The 20471-nt window shown below is 68.5% G+C and carries 20 protein-coding genes; 10 read left to right on the top strand and 10 right to left on the bottom strand.

The window, feature by feature from the left end:
• Positions 1–126 precede the first annotated feature (126 nt).
• The 4 genes from NRG74_RS05530 to NRG74_RS05515 form a co-directional block, all read right to left on the bottom strand.
• Positions 127–1122, bottom strand: a complete 996-nt coding sequence (locus tag NRG74_RS05530; RefSeq protein WP_257705952.1) for a transketolase family protein — start codon at positions 1120–1122, stop codon at positions 127–129.
• On the bottom strand, positions 1122–1970 hold the full coding sequence (locus tag NRG74_RS05525; RefSeq protein ID WP_257705951.1) for a transketolase: 849 nt from the start codon (positions 1968–1970) through the stop codon (positions 1122–1124). Before NRG74_RS05525 ends, NRG74_RS05530 begins: the two co-directional genes overlap by 1 nt.
• Before the next feature lie 14 nt (positions 1971–1984).
• Positions 1985–3283, bottom strand: a complete 1299-nt coding sequence (locus tag NRG74_RS05520) for an MFS transporter (protein ID WP_160922581.1) — start codon at positions 3281–3283, stop codon at positions 1985–1987.
• A gap of 78 nt (positions 3284–3361) precedes the next feature.
• Entirely contained in the window at positions 3362–4111 is a 750-nt protein-coding gene (locus NRG74_RS05515) for an SDR family NAD(P)-dependent oxidoreductase (protein ID WP_257706561.1), read from the bottom strand.
• Positions 4112–4304: 193 nt separating this feature from the next.
• Between NRG74_RS05515 and NRG74_RS05510 the strand changes: the two genes are divergently transcribed.
• A complete protein-coding gene (locus tag NRG74_RS05510; RefSeq protein ID WP_257705950.1) occupies positions 4305–5216 on the top strand; it encodes a LysR substrate-binding domain-containing protein in 912 nt (303 codons plus the stop codon).
• On the opposite strand, the gene NRG74_RS05505 is transcribed toward NRG74_RS05510, so the two are convergent.
• Positions 5213–6094 carry a LysR family transcriptional regulator gene (locus NRG74_RS05505; RefSeq protein WP_257705949.1) on the bottom strand — a complete coding sequence of 294 codons (882 nt, stop codon included), beginning with the start codon at positions 6092–6094 and terminating at the stop codon, positions 5213–5215. The two genes, NRG74_RS05510 and NRG74_RS05505, sit on opposite strands and share 4 nt — an antisense overlap.
• 128 nt (positions 6095–6222) lie before the next feature.
• Here NRG74_RS05505 and NRG74_RS05500 point away from each other — a divergent pair, with 128 nt between their 5' ends.
• The 3 genes from NRG74_RS05500 to NRG74_RS05490 are packed head-to-tail and all read left to right on the top strand — an operon-like array spanning position 6223 to position 9197.
• Positions 6223–7533 carry a CitMHS family transporter gene (locus NRG74_RS05500; protein ID WP_257705948.1) on the top strand — a complete coding sequence of 437 codons (1311 nt, stop codon included), beginning with the start codon at positions 6223–6225 and terminating at the stop codon, positions 7531–7533.
• Positions 7534–8886, top strand: a complete 1353-nt coding sequence (locus tag NRG74_RS05495; RefSeq protein ID WP_257705947.1) for an acyclic terpene utilization AtuA family protein — start codon at positions 7534–7536, stop codon at positions 8884–8886.
• On the top strand, positions 8883–9197 hold the full coding sequence (locus tag NRG74_RS05490; RefSeq protein ID WP_257705946.1) for an AtuA-related protein: 315 nt from the start codon (positions 8883–8885) through the stop codon (positions 9195–9197). Before NRG74_RS05495 ends, NRG74_RS05490 begins: the two co-directional genes overlap by 4 nt.
• Before the next feature lie 7 nt (positions 9198–9204).
• Here the strand turns inward: NRG74_RS05490 and NRG74_RS05485 are convergent, their stop codons facing one another.
• Positions 9205–9486 carry a hypothetical protein gene (locus tag NRG74_RS05485; protein ID WP_064309489.1) on the bottom strand — a complete coding sequence of 94 codons (282 nt, stop codon included), beginning with the start codon at positions 9484–9486 and terminating at the stop codon, positions 9205–9207.
• A gap of 198 nt (positions 9487–9684) precedes the next feature.
• Between NRG74_RS05485 and NRG74_RS05480 the strand changes: the two genes are divergently transcribed.
• Positions 9685–10143, top strand: a complete 459-nt coding sequence (locus NRG74_RS05480; RefSeq protein WP_257705945.1) for a substrate-binding domain-containing protein — start codon at positions 9685–9687, stop codon at positions 10141–10143.
• 14 nt (positions 10144–10157) lie between these two features.
• On the opposite strand, the gene NRG74_RS05475 is transcribed toward NRG74_RS05480, so the two are convergent.
• Together NRG74_RS05475 and NRG74_RS05470 are read right to left on the bottom strand one after the other, a co-directional pair.
• Entirely contained in the window at positions 10158–11129 is a 972-nt protein-coding gene (locus NRG74_RS05475) for an SDR family NAD(P)-dependent oxidoreductase (protein ID WP_257705944.1), read from the bottom strand.
• A gap of 170 nt (positions 11130–11299) precedes the next feature.
• Positions 11300–13183, bottom strand: a complete 1884-nt coding sequence (locus NRG74_RS05470; RefSeq protein WP_257705943.1) for a sigma-54-dependent Fis family transcriptional regulator — start codon at positions 13181–13183, stop codon at positions 11300–11302.
• A 365-nt stretch (positions 13184–13548) separates the two neighbouring features.
• Between NRG74_RS05470 and NRG74_RS05465 the strand changes: the two genes are divergently transcribed.
• The 5 genes from NRG74_RS05465 to NRG74_RS05445 are packed head-to-tail and all read left to right on the top strand — an operon-like array spanning position 13549 to position 18817.
• Complete coding sequence (locus NRG74_RS05465; protein ID WP_257705942.1) at positions 13549–14598, top strand: ATP-NAD kinase family protein; 1050 nt, start codon at positions 13549–13551, stop codon at positions 14596–14598.
• Position 14599: 1 nt separating this feature from the next.
• Entirely contained in the window at positions 14600–15577 is a 978-nt protein-coding gene (locus tag NRG74_RS05460; protein ID WP_017641197.1) for a thiamine pyrophosphate-dependent dehydrogenase E1 component subunit alpha, read from the top strand.
• Between the two features lie 25 nt (positions 15578–15602).
• Complete coding sequence (locus NRG74_RS05455) at positions 15603–16622, top strand: alpha-ketoacid dehydrogenase subunit beta (RefSeq protein ID WP_257705941.1); 1020 nt, start codon at positions 15603–15605, stop codon at positions 16620–16622.
• The gene (locus NRG74_RS05450) at positions 16619–17740 is read left to right on the top strand and encodes an acetoin dehydrogenase dihydrolipoyllysine-residue acetyltransferase subunit (RefSeq protein ID WP_257705940.1); all 1122 of its coding nucleotides are present in this window, start codon (positions 16619–16621) and stop codon (positions 17738–17740) included. The genes NRG74_RS05455 and NRG74_RS05450 overlap by 4 nt, the downstream gene beginning before the upstream one ends.
• A gap of 12 nt (positions 17741–17752) precedes the next feature.
• Positions 17753–18817, top strand: coding sequence for a 2,3-butanediol dehydrogenase (locus tag NRG74_RS05445; protein ID WP_257705939.1), 1065 nt, complete (start codon positions 17753–17755; stop codon positions 18815–18817).
• A gap of 48 nt (positions 18818–18865) precedes the next feature.
• Here NRG74_RS05445 and NRG74_RS05440 read toward each other — a convergent pair whose 3' ends face one another.
• Together NRG74_RS05440 and NRG74_RS05435 are read right to left on the bottom strand one after the other, a co-directional pair.
• Entirely contained in the window at positions 18866–19444 is a 579-nt protein-coding gene (locus NRG74_RS05440; RefSeq protein WP_257705938.1) for a glutathione S-transferase N-terminal domain-containing protein, read from the bottom strand.
• Positions 19445–19508: 64 nt separating this feature from the next.
• Positions 19509–20471, bottom strand: coding sequence for a class I SAM-dependent methyltransferase (locus tag NRG74_RS05435; RefSeq protein WP_257706560.1), 963 nt, complete (start codon positions 20469–20471; stop codon positions 19509–19511).

Here is a 20471-nt window from a genome sequence, read left to right as displayed (position 1 = left end):
GCGGGCGAGGAAGACAGCTGCCCACCTTGCCCTGATGGGGGGGCGGCGTCGAGTCTTCGAATCGCCCTGGCGGCGCCCGGTTCCATCGGTGAAACCCCTAGGATAACCAGGCGCCCTCTTCCGACCCTACAACCAACCCTTGATCTGCTGGCAGACCGCCGTGGTGGAGATGCCGTAGCGGTCGTGCAAGGTCGGTAGCGCCCCGGCGTCGAGGAAGGCGTCAGGCAGCGCGATCTGGCGGAAGGTAGGCGTCACGCCGTTGCGCAGCAGGGTGGTCGCCACCGCCTCGCCCAGTCCGCCGATCACCGAGTGGTTCTCCGCCGCCACCACCAGCCGTCCCGGCTTGCGCGCTTCCGCCAGGATCGTCGCCTCGTCCAGGGGCTTGATGGTCGGCACGTGCAGCACCGAGACGTCCACGCCATCCGCGGTCAGGGCCTCCGCGGCCTCCAGGGCGCGCATGGTCATCAGGCCGGTGGACACCACCAGCACGTCACAACCGGGGCGCACCACCTGAGCCTTGCCGAGCTGGAACCGGTAGTCGTAGCGGTCCAGCACCAGAGGTACGTTGCCACGCAAGAGACGCATGTAGACCGGCCCCTGGTGGGCGGCGATGGCCGGCACCGCCTGCTCGATCTCCAGGGCGTCGCAGGGGTCGATCACCATGAGGTTGGGCATGGCGCGAAAGATCGCCAGGTCGTCGGTGGCCTGGTGGCTGGGGCCGTAGCCAGTGGTCAGCCCCGGTAGGCCGCAGACGATCTTGACGTTGAGATTCTCCTCGGCGATGGCCATGCAGATGAAGTCGTAGGCGCGGCGCGAGGCGAACACCGCATAGGTGGTGGCGAAGGGCACGCAGCCTTCGCGGGCCATGCCGGCGGCGGCGCTCATCAGCAGCTGCTCGGCCATGCCCATCTGGTAGAAGCGCTCGGGGTGGGCTTTGGCGAAGATGTGCAGGTCGGTGTACTTGGCCAGGTCGGCGGTGAGGCCGACGATGTCCGGGCGCTGTTCGGCCAGGGCCGCCAGGGCATGGCCGAAGGGGGCTGGTCGGGTCGGCTGGCCCTCGGCGGCGATGCTGGCGATCATCGCCGAGGTGGTCAGGCGTGGCTTGGTGGCGGTGGTAGTCATCAGAAGTCCCTCCCGGCATCCAGGGCGTCGAGGGCCACGGCCCATTCGTGCGCCTCGACGCGGATGAAGTGAGTCTTGTCGCGGGTTTCCAGGAAGGGCACGCCCTTGCCCATGCGGGTATCGCAGAGAATGATCCGGGGCTGCCCGCCGGGGTGCTGGCGGGCCCGGTCGAAGGCCGCGACCAGCGCCTCGCGGTCATTGCCATCGACGCGCTGGACGAACCAGCCGAAGGCCTGCCAGCGCTCGGCCAGGGGCTCGAAGGCCAGGATCTCGCGGCAGTGGCCGTCGGCCTGCTGGTTGTTCACGTCCACCAGGGCGATGAGATTGTCCAGTTGCCAGTGAGAGGCCGACATTGCCGCTTCCCAGGTGGCGCCTTCGTTGAGTTCGCCATCGGACAGCAGGTTGTAGACGAAGGATTTCGATTGCTTGCGCTTGAGGCCGAGGCAGGCGCCCACGGCGATGCCCAGGCCCTGGCCGAGGGAACCGCCGGTGATCTCCATGCCTGGGGTGTAGGCGGCCATGCCCGACATGGGCAGGCGGCTGTCGTCGCAGCCATAGGTCTCCAGTTCCTCGAGCGGCACGATCCCGGCCTCGATCAAGGCGGCATAGAGGGCGATGGCATAGTGGCCGATGGACAGGTAGAAGCGATCGCGCCCTTCCCATTCGGGCTCCTGCGGCTGGTAGCTCAGGGCATGGAAGTAGGCGACGGCCAGGACATCGGCGACGCCTAGGGCCTGGCCGACGTAACCCTGGCCTTGGATCTGGCCCATGCGCAGGGCGTGGCGGCGGATGTTGTGGGCGCGCTCGGCCAGCGAGAGCGGTGCGCGTTGTGGCGAAGAAGCGGTCATGATCTGTACCTCGATTAGCGATTGACCAGGGCGGCGGGAATGCGCAGGACCAGCGTGGCGCCTATCACCAGCACCCCGGTGATGAGGAACATGCCGATGGCGCTGGAACCGGTGCTGGTGGTGATCCAGCCGATCAGGTAGGGCGAGCAGAAGCCGGCCAGGTTGGCGAAGCTGTTCACCGCGGCGATGCCAGCGGCGGCGGTGACCCCGCCCAGCAGCGTGGTGGGCAACATCCAGAACAGCGAGGACGCGGAGAGGATGCCGGCCGCGGCCAGGCACAGGCTGAGGATCGACAGGGTGACGTTGTGGCCGAAGACCGCGGCGAGGCTGAGGCCGCAGGCGCCCAATAGCATGGGAATCACCAGGTGCCAGCGGCGCTCGCGATGCTTGTCCCCGCTGCGCCCGGCCAGCAGCATGGCAACGATGGCGCACATATAGGGCAGGCTGGTGAGCAGGCCGATGTGCAGCGGATCGGCGACCCCGGAGTTGCGCACCAGAGTCGGCAGCCAGAAGGTGATGGCGTACTGGCCCATGACCACGCAGAAGTAGATGGCGGCCAGGAGCCACAGCCGGCGATCACGGATGAAGTCGCGCACGCTGGCGTGCTCGGTCTTGTGCTGGTTGTCCTCGGCCAGTTCCTTCTGGATCAGCGCCTTTTCCTCATCGTCCAGCCAGGTCGCCTGGTGCACGCCGTCCTTGAGATAGCCGAGCACCATCAGCCCCACCACTACCGTGGGAATGGCCTCGATGACGAACATCCACTGCCAGCCGGCCCAGCCGTGGACGCCGGCGAACTGATTCATGATCCAGCCCGACAGCGGTCCGCCGATCATGCCCGACAAGGGAATGGCGACGAACCAGAGCACCGTCATGCGGGCGCGGCGGTAGGAGGGAAACCAGTAGGTGAGATAGAGCAGCAGGCCCGGCGCCAGGCCGGCCTCGGCCACGCCGAGCAGGAAGCGCAGCAGGTAGAACTGCCAGGCCGTCTCGACGAAGGCGAACATCCCGGAAAGGATGCCCCAGGTGATCATGATGCGGGCGATCCAGCGGCGGGCGCCGACCTTGTGCAGGATGATGTTGCTGGGCACCTCGCAGAGGAAATAGCCAATGAAAAACATGCCGGCGCCGAGGCCGTAGACGGCTTCGCTCAGCGCCAGGTCGTTCATCATCTGCAGCTTGGCGAAGCCGACGTTGACCCGGTCCAGATAGGCGCAGAAGTAGCACAGCATCAGGAAGGGCATCAGCCGCCAGGCGGTCTTGCGATAGGCATTGGCGCGCGCCGAGGTGGCCGCTGCCAGAGTGAGCGTAGTCATGGTCTGATCTCTTGTTGTTATGGGCGCCGCAGCCGCGGGCACCCTTTTCGATGCAGAGCGTTGAACACGAGGGGGCGATCAGTGGATCAGCATGCCGCCGTTGACGTCCAGGGTGACGCCGGTCAGGTAGCCGGAAAGATCGCTGGCCAGGAACAGCGCGGCATTGGCCACGTCTTGGGGCTCGCCGAGGCGGCCCAGCGGGATGCCGTCGATGATCGACTGGCGGCGTTCGTCGTGCATCAGCCCGCCGGTGATGTCGGTCTGGATCAGGCCGGGGGTCAGGGCATTCACGCGGATGCCATCCGGCCCGAATTCCCGCGCCATCGCCCTGGTCAGGCCCAGCACCCCGGCCTTGGCGGCACTGTAGTGCGGTCCGCCGAAGATGCCACCGCCGCGCTGGGCGGACACCGAGGACAGGCAGACGATGCTGCCACCACCCTGCTCGCGCATGGCCGGAATCACCGCCTGGGACATCAGCAGGGTGCCGCGCAGATTGACGTCGAGGATGCGGTCGTAGTCGGCGCGGCCGATCTCCAGAGTCTTCACCGGCTGGGTGATACCGGCATTGTTGACCAGCACGTCGAGGCGACCGTACTGGGCGAGCGCCTGGTCGACCGCGGCCCTGACCTGGGCTTCGTCGGCCACGTTGGCCGCCAGGCCCAGGTGACCTTCGCCGAGGCTGGCGGCGGCATCCCGCGCGGCACTGGCATCGAGGTCGAGGATGATGACCCGCGCGCCCTGGGCGGCGAAGGCCTGGGCCGTGGCGCGACCGATGCCGCGCGCCGAGGCGGCGCCGGTGACGAGGGCGATCTTGTCTTGCAGCAGCAGGGAATGCAGGGGCATGACGCTATCCTTCTTGTTGTTGTGGAGGGCTGTCGCTGAGGGCCAGAGTGCCCCTGCCCCAGGGCCCCAGCAACGCAGCCTGCGTCAGACCGTGCTGAATAAAATTCATGCCTACGGCTTGGCAGCCCCGCCTGGCCAGCCGAAAATCGGACGTGAAACGCCTACAGGACCGCGACCCATGGATTCAGGCAAGACGCTTTCCCTGCCACCCCTGAAAGCCCTTCAAGCCTTCGAGCAGACCGCCCGCTTCGCCAACGTCGCCCGGGCTGCCGAGCAACTGGCGCTGACGCCCTCGGCGGTCAGCCATCAGTTGGCCAAGCTGGAGGCTCTGGTGGGTCGCGCGCTCTTCGTCCGCGGTGCGCGCGGCATGACCCTGACCCCGGCCGGGGAGCAATACCTGGAAGAGGTCAGCGAGGTACTGCACCGATTGGCCATGGCCACGGATCGTGCGGCCAGCGATGCCGGCCTGGAATGCCTGCGCCTGCACTCCGCGCCGAGCTTCGGCCTGCTCTGGCTGATGCCACGGCTGGAACAGTTCCGCCAGAGCCATCCCGACCTACAGATCAATCTCTCCTGCTCCTACGAATCCCTGCACTTCAGCCGCGACAAGGTCGACATCGACATCCGCCACGGCCTGCCCAGCTGGCCGAACCTGGAGATCCGCACCCTGCAGCGCGAGCGCCTGGCGGTCCTGGCCGCGCCGCAGCTGCTGGAAAAACGCCCGATCCAGTCGCCGGCGGATCTGCTGCACAGCGAACTGATCCTGTCCGAGGCCACCCTGATGAAGTGGCCCAACTGGTTCGCCCAGCAGGGTCTGGCGCTGCCGGAACGCCCCTACACCCTGAGTTTCGATCGCTCCTACATGACCCTGGAAGCCGCCCGCCATGGTCTGGGCTTCGCCCTGGAGAGCACGGTGCTGGCGGCGGACTATCTGGACCGCGGCGATCTGGTGCGGGTCTTGCCCCAGGACGACGACCTGCCGGTGGCCGCGCACCACCTGGTGTTTCCCCGGGCGCACTCGCGCTACGCCCGGGTGCGGCGCTTTCTCGACTGGCTGCAACAGGAGCTGGGCCAGCCCTTCGAGTATTAGTCTGCCTGCAGCCGCTCCCGGAGCAGCGCGACGAACGCCTGAGCCGCCGGCGTAAGGCTGCGGCCGCTGGGGGTAAGGATGCCCAGCGGCCGGGCCAGGCTCTCGCCGCGGACCGGCAGGGCCACCACCGGGGCCTCGCCGCCCGCCGATTCCGGCAGCAGGGCCAGGCCCTGGCCGGCCGCCACCAGGGCCAGCAGGGTGCTCATGTAGTTGGCTTCCAGCGCCGCCACCAGGCGCAGGCCGGCGGCGGCGAAGGCGAAGTCCAGGCACTCGCGCACGCTGCTGTCGCGACCGGTGAGCAGCAAGGGTACGGCGTCGAGTTCGCCCAGGGTGATTTCGGCGCGGCCCGCCCAGGGATGGTCGCGGGGCACGAACAGCTGCAGGTGATCGACATACAGCGGCTGGAAGTCCAGCCCTACGGCCCGTGGACGGACGCCGATGCCCAGATCCACCTGTCCTTCCCGGACCAGCGCCTCGACTCTACCGGCCACCACATCCTGCAGGCGGACCTCGATGGCCGGATGACGGGCCTGGAAGGTCTTCAGCAATTCGGGAAAGGGGCCCATGAAGAAGGATGGCAAGGCGGCCAGGGTGATGCGTCCGCGACGCAGGCCCGCCAGGTCCCGGGCGTGGGTCTGGACATCGCCCAGGTCCACCAGGACCCGTTCCAGGGGGCCGCGCAGTTCTTCACCCGCGGTGGTCAGCTGGACCCTTCGCGGGGTGCGCTCCAGCAGCTGAACCTCCAGCCACGCTTCGAGTTGCTGGATCTGCACGGTGAGCGCCGGAGGAGACAGGTGCAACTCCTCCGCCGCGCGGGCGAAGGAACCATGACGGGCCACAGCGAGAAAGGCCTGCACGTGCTGGAGCAGATTCTTCATTTTGTTTTTCTGAACACTGCTTCGGAAGATTCCAATTTACAGGACGTCGGCCGTCTTCGAATACTGCGGGCACAACAACAAAACCTCCCGTGTGCCTGCTTGCCGTGCCACGGTCCAAGGAGTCCGCCATGCTCGCCCTGCTCGGTGTCGTCACCATTCTCGCGTTGCTCGTCGCGGTCATGAGCAAACGCGTTTCACCCCTGGTCGCCCTCATCGTCATCCCCATCGTTGCCGCCCTAATCGGTGGCTTCGGCCTGGGCACCAGCGCCTTCATCATCGCCGGGATCAAGGGCGTCGCCCCGGTGATCGGCATGTTCGTCTTCGCCATCCTGTTCTTCGGCATCATGACCGACGCCGGGATGCTCGATCCCATCATCGACCGCATCCTGCGCACCGTCGGGACCCGGCCGACGCGCATCGTCTGCGGCAGCGCCCTGCTCGCCCTGCTAGTGCACCTGGACGGCTCCGGCGCGGTGACCTTCCTGGTGACCATCCCCGCCATGCTGCCGCTCTATACCCGCCTCGGGCTGGACCGGCGCATCCTGGCCTGCGTGGCCGCCATGGCCGCCGGGGTCAACTTCCTGCCCTGGACGGGCCCAGTGCTGCGCTCCTCCGCCGCCCTGCACGTGCCGGTGGCCGATCTGTTCCAGCCGCTGATCCCGGTGCAGCTGGTGGGTCTGGCCTTCGTCTTCGCCAGTGCCTGGTGGCTCGGCCGCCGCGAGGAGAAGCGCCTGACCCTGGCCGGCCAGGCGCCCTGGCTGAATGCCGAGGGGGCCGGTGCCGCACCGGAGCGGGTACTCAGCGAGGCCGAGCGTGCCCTGCGTCGCCCAGAGCGCTTCTGGATCAACCTGCTGCTGACCCTGGTGGTGATGGGCGTGATGATCGCCGGCTGGGTCGATCCGGTGGTGATGTTCATGCTCGGCACCGTGGCCGCGCTGTGCCTGAACTACCCCTCGGTGGACGCCCAGAAGGCGCGCATCGATGCCCACGCCAAGACCGCCCTGACCATGGCCAGCATCCTCTTCGCCGCCGGCGTCTTCACCGGCATCATGCAGGGCAGCGGCATGCTCAAGGCCATGGCCCAGGTAGCGGTGGCCGGCATCCCGGCCGGGCATGGCCAGCTGATCCCGGCGGTGGTGGGCTTCCTGTCCATGCCGCTGAGCCTGCTGTTCGATCCGGATTCCTTCTACTTCGGCGTCATGCCGGTGATCGCCGAGGTCGGCCGCAACCTGGGTGTCGACCCGGTGCAGGTGGCCCAGGCCTCGCTGCTCGGGGTGCACACCACCGGCTTCCCGGTCAGCCCCCTGACCCCGGCGACCTTCCTGCTGGTGGGCCTGTGCAAGCTGGATCTCGCCGATCACCAGCGCTTCACCATCCCCTTCCTGTTCGCGGCCTCGGTCCTGATGACCCTGACCGCCCTGCTCCTGGGAGTCTTCTAGATGACCCGTCTTCTTCGCATCGGCTGCGGCGCCGGCTATTCCGGTGATCGCATCGAGCCCGCCGTGGAGCTGGCCGAGCATGGCCGCCTCGACTACCTGGTGTTCGAATGCCTGGCCGAACGCACCATCGCCCTGGCGCAACAGGCGCGACTTGCCGATCCCGAGGCCGGCTTCGATCCGCTGCTGGAGGCGCGGATGCGGCGCATCCTGCCACTGCTGCGCCAGGCGGACCGTCCGCGCCTGCGGGTGATCACCAACATGGGCGCCGCCAACCCGACCGCCGCGGCGCGCAAGGTCGCCGCCCTGGCCCGGGAGCTGGGCGTCACAGGGCTGAAGATCGCCGCGGTGGCCGGCGACGATGTGCTGGCCCAGCTGCCCGCCGACGCCCTGCTGGACAATGGCCAGACCCTGGCCGAACTGGGCGACCGGGTGATCTCGGCCAACGCCTACCTGGGAGTGGACGGCATCGTCCAGGCCCTGGAAGCCGACGCCGATGTCATCGTCACCGGCCGGGTGGCAGACCCTTCCTTGTTTTTGGCGCCGCTGGTGCATGAGTTCGGCTGGGCGGCGGAGGACTGGGAGCGGCGCGGACGCGGCACCCTGGTCGGTCACCTACTGGAATGCGCCGGGCAGGTCACCGGCGGCTACTTCGCCGATCCCGGCTACAAGGACGTGCCCGACCTCGCTCGCCTGGGCTTTCCCCTGGCCGAGGTGGATGCGGATGGCCACGCCACCCTTACCAAGGTCACTGGCTCCGGCGGCTGCGTGACCCCAGCAACCTGCACCGAACAACTCCTCTACGAAGTACACGACCCAGCGGCCTACCTGACCCCGGACGTGACCGCCGACTTTTCCGGCGTCGCCCTGCAGCAAGCGGGTCCGGATCGGGTCGTCGTGAGCGGCGCTCGCGGCACCGCGCGACCGGACCAGCTCAAGGTGTCGGTGGGCTACCGTGACGGCTGGCACGGCGAGGGCCAGCTCTCCTACGCGGGTCCCGGTGCCGTCGCCCGCGCCCGGTTGGCCGCTGCCGTGGTACGTGAGCGTTTGCATCTCTGCGGCGTACCGGTCGAAGAGCTGCGCTGTGAGCTGATCGGCTGCGACGCTCTCCATGGAGAGACGCTCGCTGCCCGGGCGACCGGCGAACCTTGGGAGGTACGGCTGCGGGTCGTTGGCCGCTGCGCCACCCGCGCGGCGGCAGTGCAGATCGGCAACGAGGTGGAAACCCTCTATACCAATGGCCCGGCGGGTGGCGGCGGTGCGACCAAGGCGGTCCGCGAGGTGATCGCCGTGGCTTCGCTGCTCTGGCCGCGTGCGGCCGTCACCCCTACCCTGGAGCTGGAGACGCTGCCATGAAACTACGCGAGATCGCCCACGTCCGTACCGGCGACAAGGGGGACACCTCGAACATGGCGGTGATCGCCTATCGCCGGGAAGATTTCGACCGCCTGTGCGAGGTGCTCACCGCGGAACGGGTCGCGGCCTGGTTCGCCGACAGTCGCCCGACCGATGCCGCGCCCGTTCGCCGCTACGAGCTACCCGCCCTGGGCGCGCTGAACTTCGTGCTGCCAGGCGCCTTGCGCGGTGGCGTCACCCGCTCGCTGGCCCTGGATGCCCATGGCAAGGGCCTGGGCGCGGCGTTGCTGGATCTGGAGCTGGAGGACTAGGTGCGACTCAACCGGGGGTGCCGACGCCAGCACCGGGCAAGCGCGTCAGCAGGACGGTGTCCTTGTCGAGGGGCACCTGGGCGCCCTTGCGCCTGAGTTCGTTGATGGCGTGCAGCAGGATCAGATTCACCTGCTCGACCTCGCGCATGTCGTCCGCCTTGAGCAGCCGCGAGACCCGCACATTGTGATCAGGCTCGATGAGGGTGATCAGCAGGCCATCGTTGCGCCGCTCCAGCTCGTGGCGCACGGGCGGATCGAGTTTGGCCAAGCGTTCATGCAACCTGTTCATCTACAGGCTCCCGAAGGAACGTCACCCACTTCAGGCTAGCCGCCTCGATAGAGAACGCAAGGCGTCTACGTCGACTCACGATGCCAAGGTCACTGGCGGATACCGCGGTAAGAAAGCGGCTGCGGTTTGTCATGAAGCTGCCATCCGCATCCGGCACCCTGGGCCTCTTGACCGCCACCTCGTGGCAGAGGCCTATCCATGGATACCCGCCCCGCCCCCCACCCGCGTACTCCTCGAGTCACTCCCTCGGCACGCGTGGCGCTGGTTGCCACGTCGACCCGCGGTCGCGCCGCCGAAGCGCACGGCCAGCGTATCGCCCTCGCCACCCAGCATCTACTGACGCTCGGCCATCGTCGGATCCTGCTGGTGACCGCCCCGCAACGGCCAGCCGCCGAAGCCGACGCCGAATTGCAGGCGCATTGCCAGGTCATGCTGGCGGAGGGGCTGGCGCTACTGCCCCGGCTGGAGCTCGATCCAGCGGCTCCCGCCTGCTGGCCGGAGCTTGCCGCCACACTGATCGGCATTGCCCCGACCGCCCTGCTCTGCACCCAGCCTGCCCTGGCCAGGGCGCTGCAGACCGCCCTTACGCCCCAGGGTGAGCTGACCATCGTGGGTCCCGAGACAAAGGCCGGGGCTCTGAACGCATCCTGGCACTAGCTCAGACACCCCCCTCAGAAATTCGACCCCCGGATCGTCCGTCCAGCCTGATCGGGCTGCTGCAGGTTGCCCGAGGTATCGGCCTTGACCGGATTCCAGTCGATCTCGGCGCGCTGCACCGCGGCGGCCGTGAAGCGTTCGTTGAGCTCCGGCGCCAGACGATGGCCCCAGTAGGCCATCTTCGCCTTGTAGCCCACGGTGATCTCCTTTTGCGGCTGCAGCAGCGCCTTGACGATGGCCTGTACCGCCTTGTCCGGTGTGTCCTTGGTCGGCAGATCGGGACGATGGCCGGTATAGGTGGCCGCATGTCCCCAGATCGGGGTATCCAGCGCCCAGGGCAGCACCGTCGATAACTGGATGTTGGGCTGCCGCCCGCGACGCAGTTCCTGCTGCAGGACCCGGCCGAGGCTGAGCACCGCAGCCTTGGATGCCGAATAGGAGGCCTGATAGGCATGGGGAATCTCGCCGTCAACCGAGGCTACGTTGACCAGCCGACCATAGCCCTGGCGGCGGAAGCGCTGCAGGGCCAGATGGCTGCCGATTACCACCCCCTTCACATTGGTATCCAGCAGGCGCAGGTGATCCTCCAGCGGGATCTCCTCGAAGCGGCCCACCGCTACCACGCCGGCATTGTTGATCCAGCCGTCGATGCGACCGAAGCGCTGCTCGGCCTGTTCGGCCAGCGCCGTCATCTGCGCCACGTCGGCGACGTCGGTCGGCACCACCAAGGCCGCGACGCCCAGCGCCTGCACCTCCACCGCCAGGGCTTCCAGGGCTTCGGTCCGCCGCGCCGCCAGCACCAGATTGGCTCCGTGCCGGGCCAGCGCCAGGGCCACGCCGCGGCCGACGCCACTGGAGGCACCGGTGACGACGATGGTCCGGCCATTCAGTTGCTGGCGATCGGGCCGCGACGTACGCCGGGACGAGGTGCGGTTCAGCAGGGCCAGGGCGGCAGGTAGGGCGAGCAACAGTGGCAGGGTACGCATCGGGGGTCTTCCTCGCAGTCTGTGTCTGAGGTGTGACCCGTGGGCGGCCGCACTGACGTCCCGCTTGGGACGACCGGAGCCTGGCGCGCCGATGGTGACCGCCTCGCTCGATCGCTGAGATCGCCGTGCCAGGGCAGCTGCCAGCGGCCACGACCGTTCGGCGGAAGACGTCAGTCTTCGGGCTGGCGGTGCGGCATGGCAATGCCGTGCAGCTTGAGCCGTCGATAGAGGGTGGCCCGGGACATACCCAGCGCTCGGGCAGCGGGAACGGCCTTCCAACGGTGCCGCACCAGCGCGGCGAGGATCGATCGCCGTTCAGGGCTATCGACCTGGGGCCGTGGCTCCGTGGACAGCGGCATGCCCGGCCCCAGACTGGCCGGCAGGTGATCGAGGGTGATCAGAGCGCCATCGCACAGGGCGCAGGCATAACGCAGCGCATTGCGCAGCTCGCGCACGTTGCCCGGCCAGTCGTGGGCGAGGATGGCTTCCTGCACCTGGGGCGCCAACTCCGGGACGGCGCCGCTACCGCGCTCCTCCGCCAGCAGGCGCCGCGCCAGGGCCAGACGGTCGGCCCGCTCACGCAGCGGTGGCAACTGGAAGACGGCACCATTGAGGCGATAGAGCAGGTCTTCGCGAAACAGCCCGGCGGCGACCTGCGCCTGGAGGTCGCGGTGGGTGGCGCAGACCAGCCGCACATCGACCCGCCGCGCCTGGGCGCTGCCCACCGGCAGCACCTCGCCCTCGGCCAACACCCGCAGCAGCCGGGTCTGCAGCGCCAGGGGCATGTCGCCGATCTCGTCGAGAAACAGGGTGCCGCCATCGGCCGCCACGATCAGACCATCGCGACCCTGGCGCTGGGCGCCGGTAAAGGCCCCCGCGGCATGGCCGAACAATTCGCTCTCGATCAGGCTTTCCGGCAGCGCCGCGCAATTGAGGGCGACGAAGGGCCGCCCGGCACGATCGCCACCCTGGTGCAGGCCGCGGGCAAACACCTCCTTGCCGGTGCCGGTCTCGCCGGTCACCAGGATCGGCAGGCCATGGCGATAGAGCCGCAGGGCGGTCGCGAGCGCCTGGCTGACCCGGGGCTCCTCCTCGGGATCCGCCGTACGCGGCTCGCGAACCAGCGGGATCACCACCCCAAGACGCTGCCGCGGCGCCCGTACCCGGGCGTGAAAATGCGCCTCACCCAGGCGCAGGGGCTCGCCGTCGTCCTCCTGCAACCGCGCCGAGGCATCGCGACCGAACAACTCGTCGAGACGCTGCGGCAGGTAGCCCAGCTGAGTGAGGCAGAGTTGCCGGGCCGGCCGGTTCAGGCCGGTCAGGCGGCCACTCGCGTCCCAGGCCAGCAGGAATTCCGGCTGGGTGTCCAGGTAGCTGGCCTGGGCATGGCCGCAGAGCACCCAGTCGCCCCGGGCGCTGTGCATGAAATAGGCATTCTCGATGCGCTGGGCGCTGTCGCGGGTGAACTGCTGGATCAGCAACTGGCTGCGACGGTCATCTGGCGAGCGTGGCGCCGAGACGTCCAGCACCCCGAGCAACTCGCCACCCGGGGCGAATACCGGCGCGGCGGTACAGGTCAGGCCGGTGAAGGCCACGCGGAAGTGATCGGCCTTGTGCACCGTCACTGGCGCGCGGTCGGTCAGCACCGCTGCCACGCCGCAGGTGCCCTCCTCCTGCTCGGACCAGCAGGTGCCCAGGTAGAGTCCGGCGCGGCGGCATTCTTCATCGAGCCGGTCGCTGACCCGGTAGTCCAGGGTATGGCCCTGGGCATCGGCCAGCAGCACGCAATAGTCGGCTGCCTCGACCCGCGCATGCAGGGCGCCCAGCTCGCCATCGGCGACGCGCAGGAAGTCTTCCGCCGCCTGCTGGTGCTGGCGCAATTCGTAGCGCGAGAGGATGCGCGGCCCCCGCAGAGAGCCCGGGTCGAGCTGATATTGCTCGAAGGAACGGCGCCAGGAATCGAGGATGCGCCCGGGCGGACTGGCCGCGCGCAAGGGCGCGCGCAGGGCCTGGTCGATGGCGCGGGCGTGATAGCGGGCCTGGGTAGACAACATGGACGTCTCTCCCTGAATTCCGGTCATGGCATGGAAGGCCGGTCATTGTTCTGGCCTTCATTTAGCGCTCCCAGGACGCTGCCTTCAAGTCCGCGACACCGTGAGACGAATCGTCTCAGCGTCTCGCCATCCCGTCGCAGTCGTGAGACGCCCCGGCGCGTGGAGGCGCTCCTCCCACTACCTGCCGCCTCCTTCCAAACCCGCGCCCTGCCTGCACTGCAGCGGATTCATCGCGGCTTGGCACCGGCCTTGCTCAGGGCTCTGCGACGCTCCCATCACAACGACAAGAGGGCCAGACCCATGAGCGCACCCTGGCATCACCGTACGCCTGCCCTGACCGCTGGCCCCGGCCTCGGAGCTCAGCCATGCCCGTAACCGTCGGCATCCTGCCCAGCCCCGCTTCCGGCCGTGACCTGCGCCGGCTGATCGGTAACGCTGCCCTGACCTCCAGCACCGACAAGGCCGGGGTGGTGATGCGCCTGCTGGCGGCCTTTGGCGCCACCGGCGTGGAGCGAGTGCTCTTGCCGCCGGACATGACCGGCATCGCCGCCGCCGTGCTCAAGGCCAGCGGCAGTCGCCAGGCCCGCGAGCAGCGCTGGCCGGAGCTTAGGTTTCTCAACCTGCCGCTGACCCAGACCGTGGACGACACCCGGCGCGCCGCGCGGCTAATGCTGGCCCAGGGCGCGGCGGTGATTGCCGTGCTCGGCGGCGACGGCACCCACAAGGCGGTGGCTGCCGAGGTGGGCGACCTGCCGCTGCTGACCCTCTCCACCGGCACCAACAACGCCTTTCCGGAATTGCGTGAGGCCACCAGCGCGGGACTGGCCGGCGGCCTGGTCGCGGCCGGCCGGGTCGACCCGGCACTGGCGCTGCGGCGCAACAAGCGGCTGCGGGTGGAAGTGCCCGAGCGCGGCATTCGCGACTGGGCGCTGGTGGACGTGGCGGTCTGTCGCCAGACCTATATCGGTGCCCGCGCGGTGACCCGGGTGGAGGATCTCGCGGAAGTCTTCACCACCTTCGCCGAGCCCTGGGCCATCGGCCTGTCGGCCCTCTGCGGTCTCTGGCACCCCGTCGCGCGCAGCGCTCCCCATGGCGGCTGGGTGCAACTGGAGCCGGAGGCCCCGGCGCAACTGACCGTTCCCCTCGCCCCCGGCGTGCTGGCCCAGGCCGGCATCGCCGCCAGTGGCCTGCTGCTGCCCGGCGAACCCCGGGCGCTGTCGCTGGCCACTGGCACCCTGGCGCTGGACGGCGAGCGGGAAATCGAATTCGGCCCCGAGGAGCGTCCGCAGGTGACGCTGGACCTCGACGGCCCCCTGAGCATCGACGTGGAGCGGGTATTGGAACTGGCGGCGCAGCAGCGCCTGCTGGTCCGCCGCCTGCCCGCGTCGCCCCTCGGCAATCCTGGAGAACAATAAGATGAGCGAGAACCCCAGCGTCGAAAATCTGAGCCATGCCTACCGGGTGATGCGCACCATCCGCGCCTTCGAAGAGCGGCTGCACGTGGAATTCGCCACCGGCGAGATTCCCGGCTTCGTCCACCTCTATGCCGGCGAGGAGGCCTCGGCCGCCGGCGTCATGGCCCACCTGGGCCACGAGGACAGCATCGCCTCCACCCACCGCGGCCACGGCCACTGCATCGCCAAGGGCGTGGACGTCTACGGCATGATGGCCGAGATCTACGGCAAGAAGACCGGGGTCTGCCAGGGCAAGGGCGGCTCCATGCACATCGCCGACCTGGAAAAGGGCATGCTCGGTGCCAACGGCATCGTCGGGGCTGGCGCGCCCCTGGCCGCCGGCGCCGCCCTGGCGGCCAAGCTCAAGGGCAGCGACGCCGTTGCCGTGGCCTTCTTCGGCGACGGCGGCTCCAACGAGGGTGCGGTGTTCGAGGCGATGAACCTGGCTTCGGTGTGGAATCTGCCGTGCATCTTCGTCGCCGAGAACAACGGCTACGCCGAGGCCACCGCCGCCAACTGGTCGGTGGCCTGCGACCACATCGCCGATCGCGCCGCCGGCTTCGGCATGCCCGGGGTGACGGTGGACGGCTTCGACTTCTTTGCCGTCCATGAAGCCGCCGCGGCCGCCGTGGCCCGCGCCCGGGCCGGCGAAGGCCCCTCGCTGATCGAGGTGAAGTTCACCCGCTACTTCGGCCACTTCGAAGGTGATGCCCAGACCTATCGCGATCCCAACGAAGTCAAGCAGGCCCGGGAGCAACGCGACTGCCTGATGCAATTCCGCGAGCGGGTGACGCGCTCCGGCCAACTCCAGCCCGCCCTGCTCGACAGCATCGACCAGGAGGTGGAACAGCTCATCGAAGACGCCGTGCGCAAGGCCAAGGCCGATCCCAAGCCTGGCCCGGAAGACCTGCTCACCGACGTCTACGTCACCTACGCCTGATCGGAAAACAACAAGGAGCGCCACCATGGCCAGAAAGATCAGCTACCAGCAAGCCATCAACGAAGCCTTGGAACAGGAGATGCGCCGTGACCCCACCGTCTTCCTCATGGGCGAAGACAACGCCGGGGGCGCCGGGGCGCCCGGCGAGCAAGACGCCTGGGGCGGCGTACTGGGGGTCACCAAGGGCCTCTACCACAAGTTTCCCGGGCGGGTGCTGGACACCCCGCTGTCGGAGCTCGGCTACGTCGGCGCCGCGGTAGGCGCCGCCGCCCGTGGCACCCGGCCGGTGTGCGAACTGATGTTCGTCGACTTCGCCGGCTGCTGCCTGGACCAGATCCTCAACCAGGCGGCCAAATTCCGCTACATGTTCGGCGGCAAGGCGATCACCCCGCTGGTGCTGCGCACCATGGTCGGCGCGGGTCTCCGCGCCGCGGCCCAGCATTCGCAGATGCTCACCTCCTGGTGGACGCATATCCCCGGCCTCAAGGTGGTCTGCCCGGCCACCCCCTACGATGCCAAGGGCCTGCTGATCCAGGCCATCCGCGACAACGACCCGGTGATCTTCTGCGAGCACAAGCTGCTCTACGGGATGCAGGGCGAGGTGCCCGAGGAGTCCTACGCCATCCCCTTCGGCGAGGCCAGCTTCCTGCGTGAAGGCGACGACGTCAGCCTCATCACCTATGGCCGGATGGTGCACCTGGCCATGGAGGCCGCCGCCAACCTGGCGCGCCAGGGCGTTTCCTGCGAGGTGCTGGACCTGCGCACCACCAGCCCGCTGGATCGCGACAGCATCCTGGAAAGCGTGGAGAAGACCGGCCGCGCGGTGGTCATCGACGAGGCCAATCCGCGCTGCTCGGTGGCCACCGACATCGCCGCCCTGCTTGCCGAGCACGCCTTCGACGACCTGCGCGCCCCGGTACAGCTGGTCACGGCGCCGCACACCCCGGTGCCCTTCTCCGATGCCCTGGAAGACCTCTACATCCCCGACGCGGCCAAGATCGAGCGCGCCGTACTGAAGATCACCCAAGGGAGGCAGGCCGCATGAGCCAGATCCATACCCTGACCATGCCCAAATGGGGCCTGTCCATGAGCGAAGGCCGGGTCAACGCCTGGCTCAAGGCCGAAGGCGACAGCATCACCAAGGGCGACGAGGTGCTCGACGTCGAGACCGACAAGATCAGCAGCAGCGTGGAGGCGCCCTTCTCCGGCACCCTGCGCCGCTGCCTGGCGCGGGAGGACGAGACCCTGGCGGTAGGCGCCCTGCTGGCCATCGTGGTGGAAGGCGAAGCCAGCGACGCCGAGATCGAGGCGGTGATCGCGCGCTTCCAGGAAGACTTCGTACCCGGTGGCGAAGACGCCGCCGACGCCGGTCCCCAGGCGCAGCGCATCGAGCTCGACGGGCGGCCGCTGCGCTATCTGGAACGCGGCGAAGGTGGCCTGCCGCTGGTGCTGATCCACGGCTTCTCCGGCGATCTGGACAACTGGCTGTTCAACCACGAGGCCCTGGCCGCCGAACGCCGGGTGATCGCCCTGGACCTGCCGGGCCATGGTCAGTCCGGCAAGGGCCTGGCCACCGGGGACCTTGCCGAGCTAGGCGCTGCGGTGCTGGCTCTGCTCGACCATCTGGACATCCCCCGCGCCGTGCTCGTCGGCCACTCAATGGGCGGCGCCGTCGCCCTGCAGCTGGCGCAGACGGCGCCGCAGCGGGTTGCCGGCCTGGTGCTGATCGGCAGCGCCGGGCTGGGCCAGGACATCAATGGCGCCTACCTGGAAGGCTTCGTCGCCGCCACCAGTCGCAACCAGCTCAAGGGACCGGTCAGCCTGCTGTTCAGTGATCCCGGCCTGGTCACCCGACCACTGCTGGAAGACCTGCTCAAGTACAAGCGCCTGGAAGGGGTGGACCAGGCCCTGAATCGACTGGCTGGCACCCTCTTCCCCAATGGCCAGCAGGCCCAGGTGCTGCGCCAGGTACTCGAAGGCGATCTGCCCGCCCTGGTGATCTGGGGCAAGGCCGACGCCATCATTCCGGTCCAGCATGCCCAAGGCCTGCCGGAAACCGTTCAGGTCGAGATCCTGGAGGGCCAGGGCCATATGGTGCAGATGGAGGCCGCGGACCGGGTCAATGCCCTGATCCAGGCCTTCCTGCCCCGCTGCGAACGCTAGAGGAGCCTCACGATGAAAGCAGCCCGTTTCCATGCCGCCCGCGATATCCGGGTGGAAGACGTCCCGGCTCCCGGAGAGCCGGGCCCTACCCAGGTCCTGGTGAAAAACCAGTTCTGCGGGATCTGCGGTACCGATCTGCACGAGTACCTTGGCGGTCCCATCTTCATTCCCACCGCGCCGCACAGCTACACCGGCGGCCAGGTGCCGCAGATCCTCGGCCACGAGTATTCCGGTGTGGTGGAGGCCGTGGGCAGCCAGGTGACAGCGGTGAAACCCGGTGATCGAGTCTCCATCCAGCCCATGGTGTCGCCACGCGACGACTACTACGGCCGCCGCGGCCAGTATCAACTCAGCGAACAGCTGGCCATCATCGGCCTGTCCCATCCCTGGGGCGGCATGGCCGAGTACTCCCTCGTGGAGGACTACAACGCCATCCCCATGCCGGACGATCTCAGCACCGAGCACGCGGCGCTGATCGAGCCCACGGCGGTGACCGTCTACGCCACCCACCGGGGTGGCGTGAAGCCCGGCGACAGCGTGCTGGTGGCCGGCGCCGGGCCCATCGGCCAGCTGCAGGTCATGGCCGCCCGCGCGGCCGGGGCCACCCGGATCTTCCTGGTGGACCTCAACGACAACCGGCTGGAGATGGCCCACCGCCTGGTGGAGGGGCTCATCACCCTGAATCCCGGCAGCACCGATGTGCTGCGCGAGGTGCGTGCCCGCACCGCCGGGGGCGTGGGGGTGGATGTGGCCTTCGAATGCGTGGGCGCCGAGGCACCGCTGGGGCTGTGCCTGGAAGCGGTCCGGCGCCAGGGTGTGGTGGTCCAGGTGGGGATGCAGGGCAAGCCGCCGGCGTTGGATGGCTTCACCCTGACCTACAAGGACGTCGACCTGCGCGGCTCCTGGTGCTACTCGACGCTGATGTGGCCCCAGGTAGCAGCGCTGATCGCCAGCGGCCAGCTACCGGCGGAGAAGGTCGTGACCCGCCACATCGCGCTGGACGACGTGGTGGAACAGGGCTTCGAAGCCTTGCTGGACAAGGCCGGGACCCAGCTGAAGATCCTGATCGAGCTCTAGGGCTTTACCACGCGGTCGGCGGGGGCCGCCGCGTGGGGCTTTTTTGCCTTACTGGAAAGCCGTCGCGGCAAAGCTGGGACGCGCCAGGAGCCGCTGGTGAAAGGCCACCAGCTGCGAGTGCGCGGACCAGCCGATTTCCGGCAGCCGAAAGCTCAGGTAGTCGAGGCCGACCGCCACCAGGTAGTGGCTGAAATCGAAGTCCTCTGCATCCAGTGTGGAAGCCTCGTCCAAGCGCACCAGCAGCCGGTCGATGGCCGCCAGCCGGCGGGCGCCTAGCACCGACTCATCCTGGGCCGCACCGCCATGCTTACGGGCGATCACCGTGCCAAAGGCCGCGTCGATCAGGCCCTGGCCCAGGCCGGCCAGTTGCAGGCGCTTGGCGGAAAGCGGACTGCCGCCGGCCAACAGATGCAGATGGAGGCAGATCAGCAGGGTCTCGCTGAGGGCGATGCCCTGGTCGGTGATCAGTACCGGGACCTTGTTGCCGGGATGGGCGGCCAGCAAGGTCGGATCGTCGTTCCAGGGATCGCTCCACACCAGCTCAAGACGCTCGCCGAAGCCAGCTTCGAGGGCGGTGACGCGCGCGGCGCGGGCGTAGGGTGAGGTCTGGTTCAGCAGCAGTTGCATGGCGGACTCCGGGACACGGGCGGGCGATAGAGGCACCCGCCAGTGTAGCCGCTGCCGTGCACCCTCAGTGCGGCCGCGTCACCGTCAGCACGACCGCGGCGATGCGATCGGTATGGGCATAGACCCCTGTCTCCAGCTCTTCACCGAAGACATCCGGATCCAGTTCGCGATAGCGCCAGGCCACGTCCTGGCCGTCCAGGCGGGTGCGGACTTCTTCGAGGAAGGGATCACGGTTATCGACCATGGCGACGCCGGTATAGAGCAGCAGGGTGCCGCCCGGCGCCAGGCGCTGCAGCGCCGTGTCCAGGATGGCCAGCGACAGGCCAGCCCCGAGGGGACCGCCACCATGGCGATAGGCGCGCTCGCCGGGATCGACCAGATAAGGGGGATTGGACAGGATGAAATCGAAGTCGCCCGCTACATCGTTCAGCAGGTTGCTGTAGCGCGCGCTGACATTGTCGGCCCCGGCCAGCTCGGCGTTGACCCGGGTCAGCGCCAGGGCACGCTCGTTGATGTCCACCGCCAGCACCTCGGCATCGGGCCGCGCCAGGGCGACCAGGATGGCGCCGGGACCGGCCCCGCTGCCGATGTCCACGGCGCGGCGGACGTCACCGGTCTCGAAGCGCAGCTGGGCTTCCAGGGCATTGGCATAGCGATAGGTGTCGGGGCCGAAGAACACCGCATCGGCGTCCTCGGTGGGATAGGCGGAATGCACGAACAGCTGGTCACCCAGGCTCGATACCCGCACCCGACTGCGCCAGCCGCCCGGCACCGCGGTCAGCAGCTCGGCTGCCGCCAGGGTGTCGATTACAGAGCCGGGCAACAGCTCGGGGGAAAACGGCCGGCTCCAGCCGAAAATGCCCTGCAGATCCCGCGCCCAGGCGTTGCCTGGCCGGGCATTGACCCGCGCGTGAGAGGCGGGGGTGGGCGTGATGAAGTGATAGTCCGCTGCGCGCAGCGTCTCGATCAGCAGTTTCAGGGCAGCGACCGCGTCAGGGCTGGTCGCGATGCGTTCGGGATGTTCCAT

The sequence above is a fragment of the Pseudomonas oryzihabitans genome, assembly GCF_024652905.1.
Lineage (GTDB): Bacteria > Pseudomonadota > Gammaproteobacteria > Pseudomonadales > Pseudomonadaceae > Chryseomonas > Chryseomonas benzopyrenica.
This window is presented reverse-complemented; position numbering and strand designations above follow the sequence as displayed.

Bases quoted from the DNA above. Each gene is read 5' to 3' on its own strand.
- NRG74_RS05505 (WP_257705949.1), bottom strand. From the start codon at position 6,094: ATGAAGAATCTGCTCCAGCACGTGCAGGCCTTTCTCGCTGTGGCCCGT.
- NRG74_RS05470 (WP_257705943.1), bottom strand. From the start codon at position 13,183: ATGTTGTCTACCCAGGCCCGCTATCACGCCCGCGCCATCGACCAGGCC.
- NRG74_RS05495 (WP_257705947.1), top strand. From the start codon at position 7,534: ATGACCCGTCTTCTTCGCATCGGCTGCGGCGCCGGCTATTCCGGTGAT.
- NRG74_RS05520 (WP_160922581.1), bottom strand. From the start codon at position 3,283: ATGACTACGCTCACTCTGGCAGCGGCCACCTCGGCGCGCGCCAATGCC.
- NRG74_RS05465 (WP_257705942.1), top strand. From the start codon at position 13,549: ATGCCCGTAACCGTCGGCATCCTGCCCAGCCCCGCTTCCGGCCGTGAC.
- NRG74_RS05490 (WP_257705946.1), top strand. From the start codon at position 8,883: ATGAAACTACGCGAGATCGCCCACGTCCGTACCGGCGACAAGGGGGAC.
- NRG74_RS05440 (WP_257705938.1), bottom strand. From the start codon at position 19,444: ATGCAACTGCTGCTGAACCAGACCTCACCCTACGCCCGCGCCGCGCGC.
- NRG74_RS05435 (WP_257706560.1), bottom strand. From the start codon at position 20,471: ATGGAACATCCCGAACGCATCGCGACCAGCCCTGACGCGGTCGCTGCC.
- NRG74_RS05525 (WP_257705951.1), bottom strand. From the start codon at position 1,970: ATGACCGCTTCTTCGCCACAACGCGCACCGCTCTCGCTGGCCGAGCGC.
- NRG74_RS05475 (WP_257705944.1), bottom strand. From the start codon at position 11,129: ATGCGTACCCTGCCACTGTTGCTCGCCCTACCTGCCGCCCTGGCCCTG.
- NRG74_RS05485 (WP_064309489.1), bottom strand. From the start codon at position 9,486: ATGAACAGGTTGCATGAACGCTTGGCCAAACTCGATCCGCCCGTGCGC.
- NRG74_RS05500 (WP_257705948.1), top strand. From the start codon at position 6,223: ATGCTCGCCCTGCTCGGTGTCGTCACCATTCTCGCGTTGCTCGTCGCG.
- NRG74_RS05445 (WP_257705939.1), top strand. From the start codon at position 17,753: ATGAAAGCAGCCCGTTTCCATGCCGCCCGCGATATCCGGGTGGAAGAC.
- NRG74_RS05460 (WP_017641197.1), top strand. From the start codon at position 14,600: ATGAGCGAGAACCCCAGCGTCGAAAATCTGAGCCATGCCTACCGGGTG.
- NRG74_RS05455 (WP_257705941.1), top strand. From the start codon at position 15,603: ATGGCCAGAAAGATCAGCTACCAGCAAGCCATCAACGAAGCCTTGGAA.
- NRG74_RS05530 (WP_257705952.1), bottom strand. From the start codon at position 1,122: ATGACTACCACCGCCACCAAGCCACGCCTGACCACCTCGGCGATGATC.
- NRG74_RS05450 (WP_257705940.1), top strand. From the start codon at position 16,619: ATGAGCCAGATCCATACCCTGACCATGCCCAAATGGGGCCTGTCCATG.
- NRG74_RS05480 (WP_257705945.1), top strand. From the start codon at position 9,685: ATGGATACCCGCCCCGCCCCCCACCCGCGTACTCCTCGAGTCACTCCC.
- NRG74_RS05510 (WP_257705950.1), top strand. From the start codon at position 4,305: ATGGATTCAGGCAAGACGCTTTCCCTGCCACCCCTGAAAGCCCTTCAA.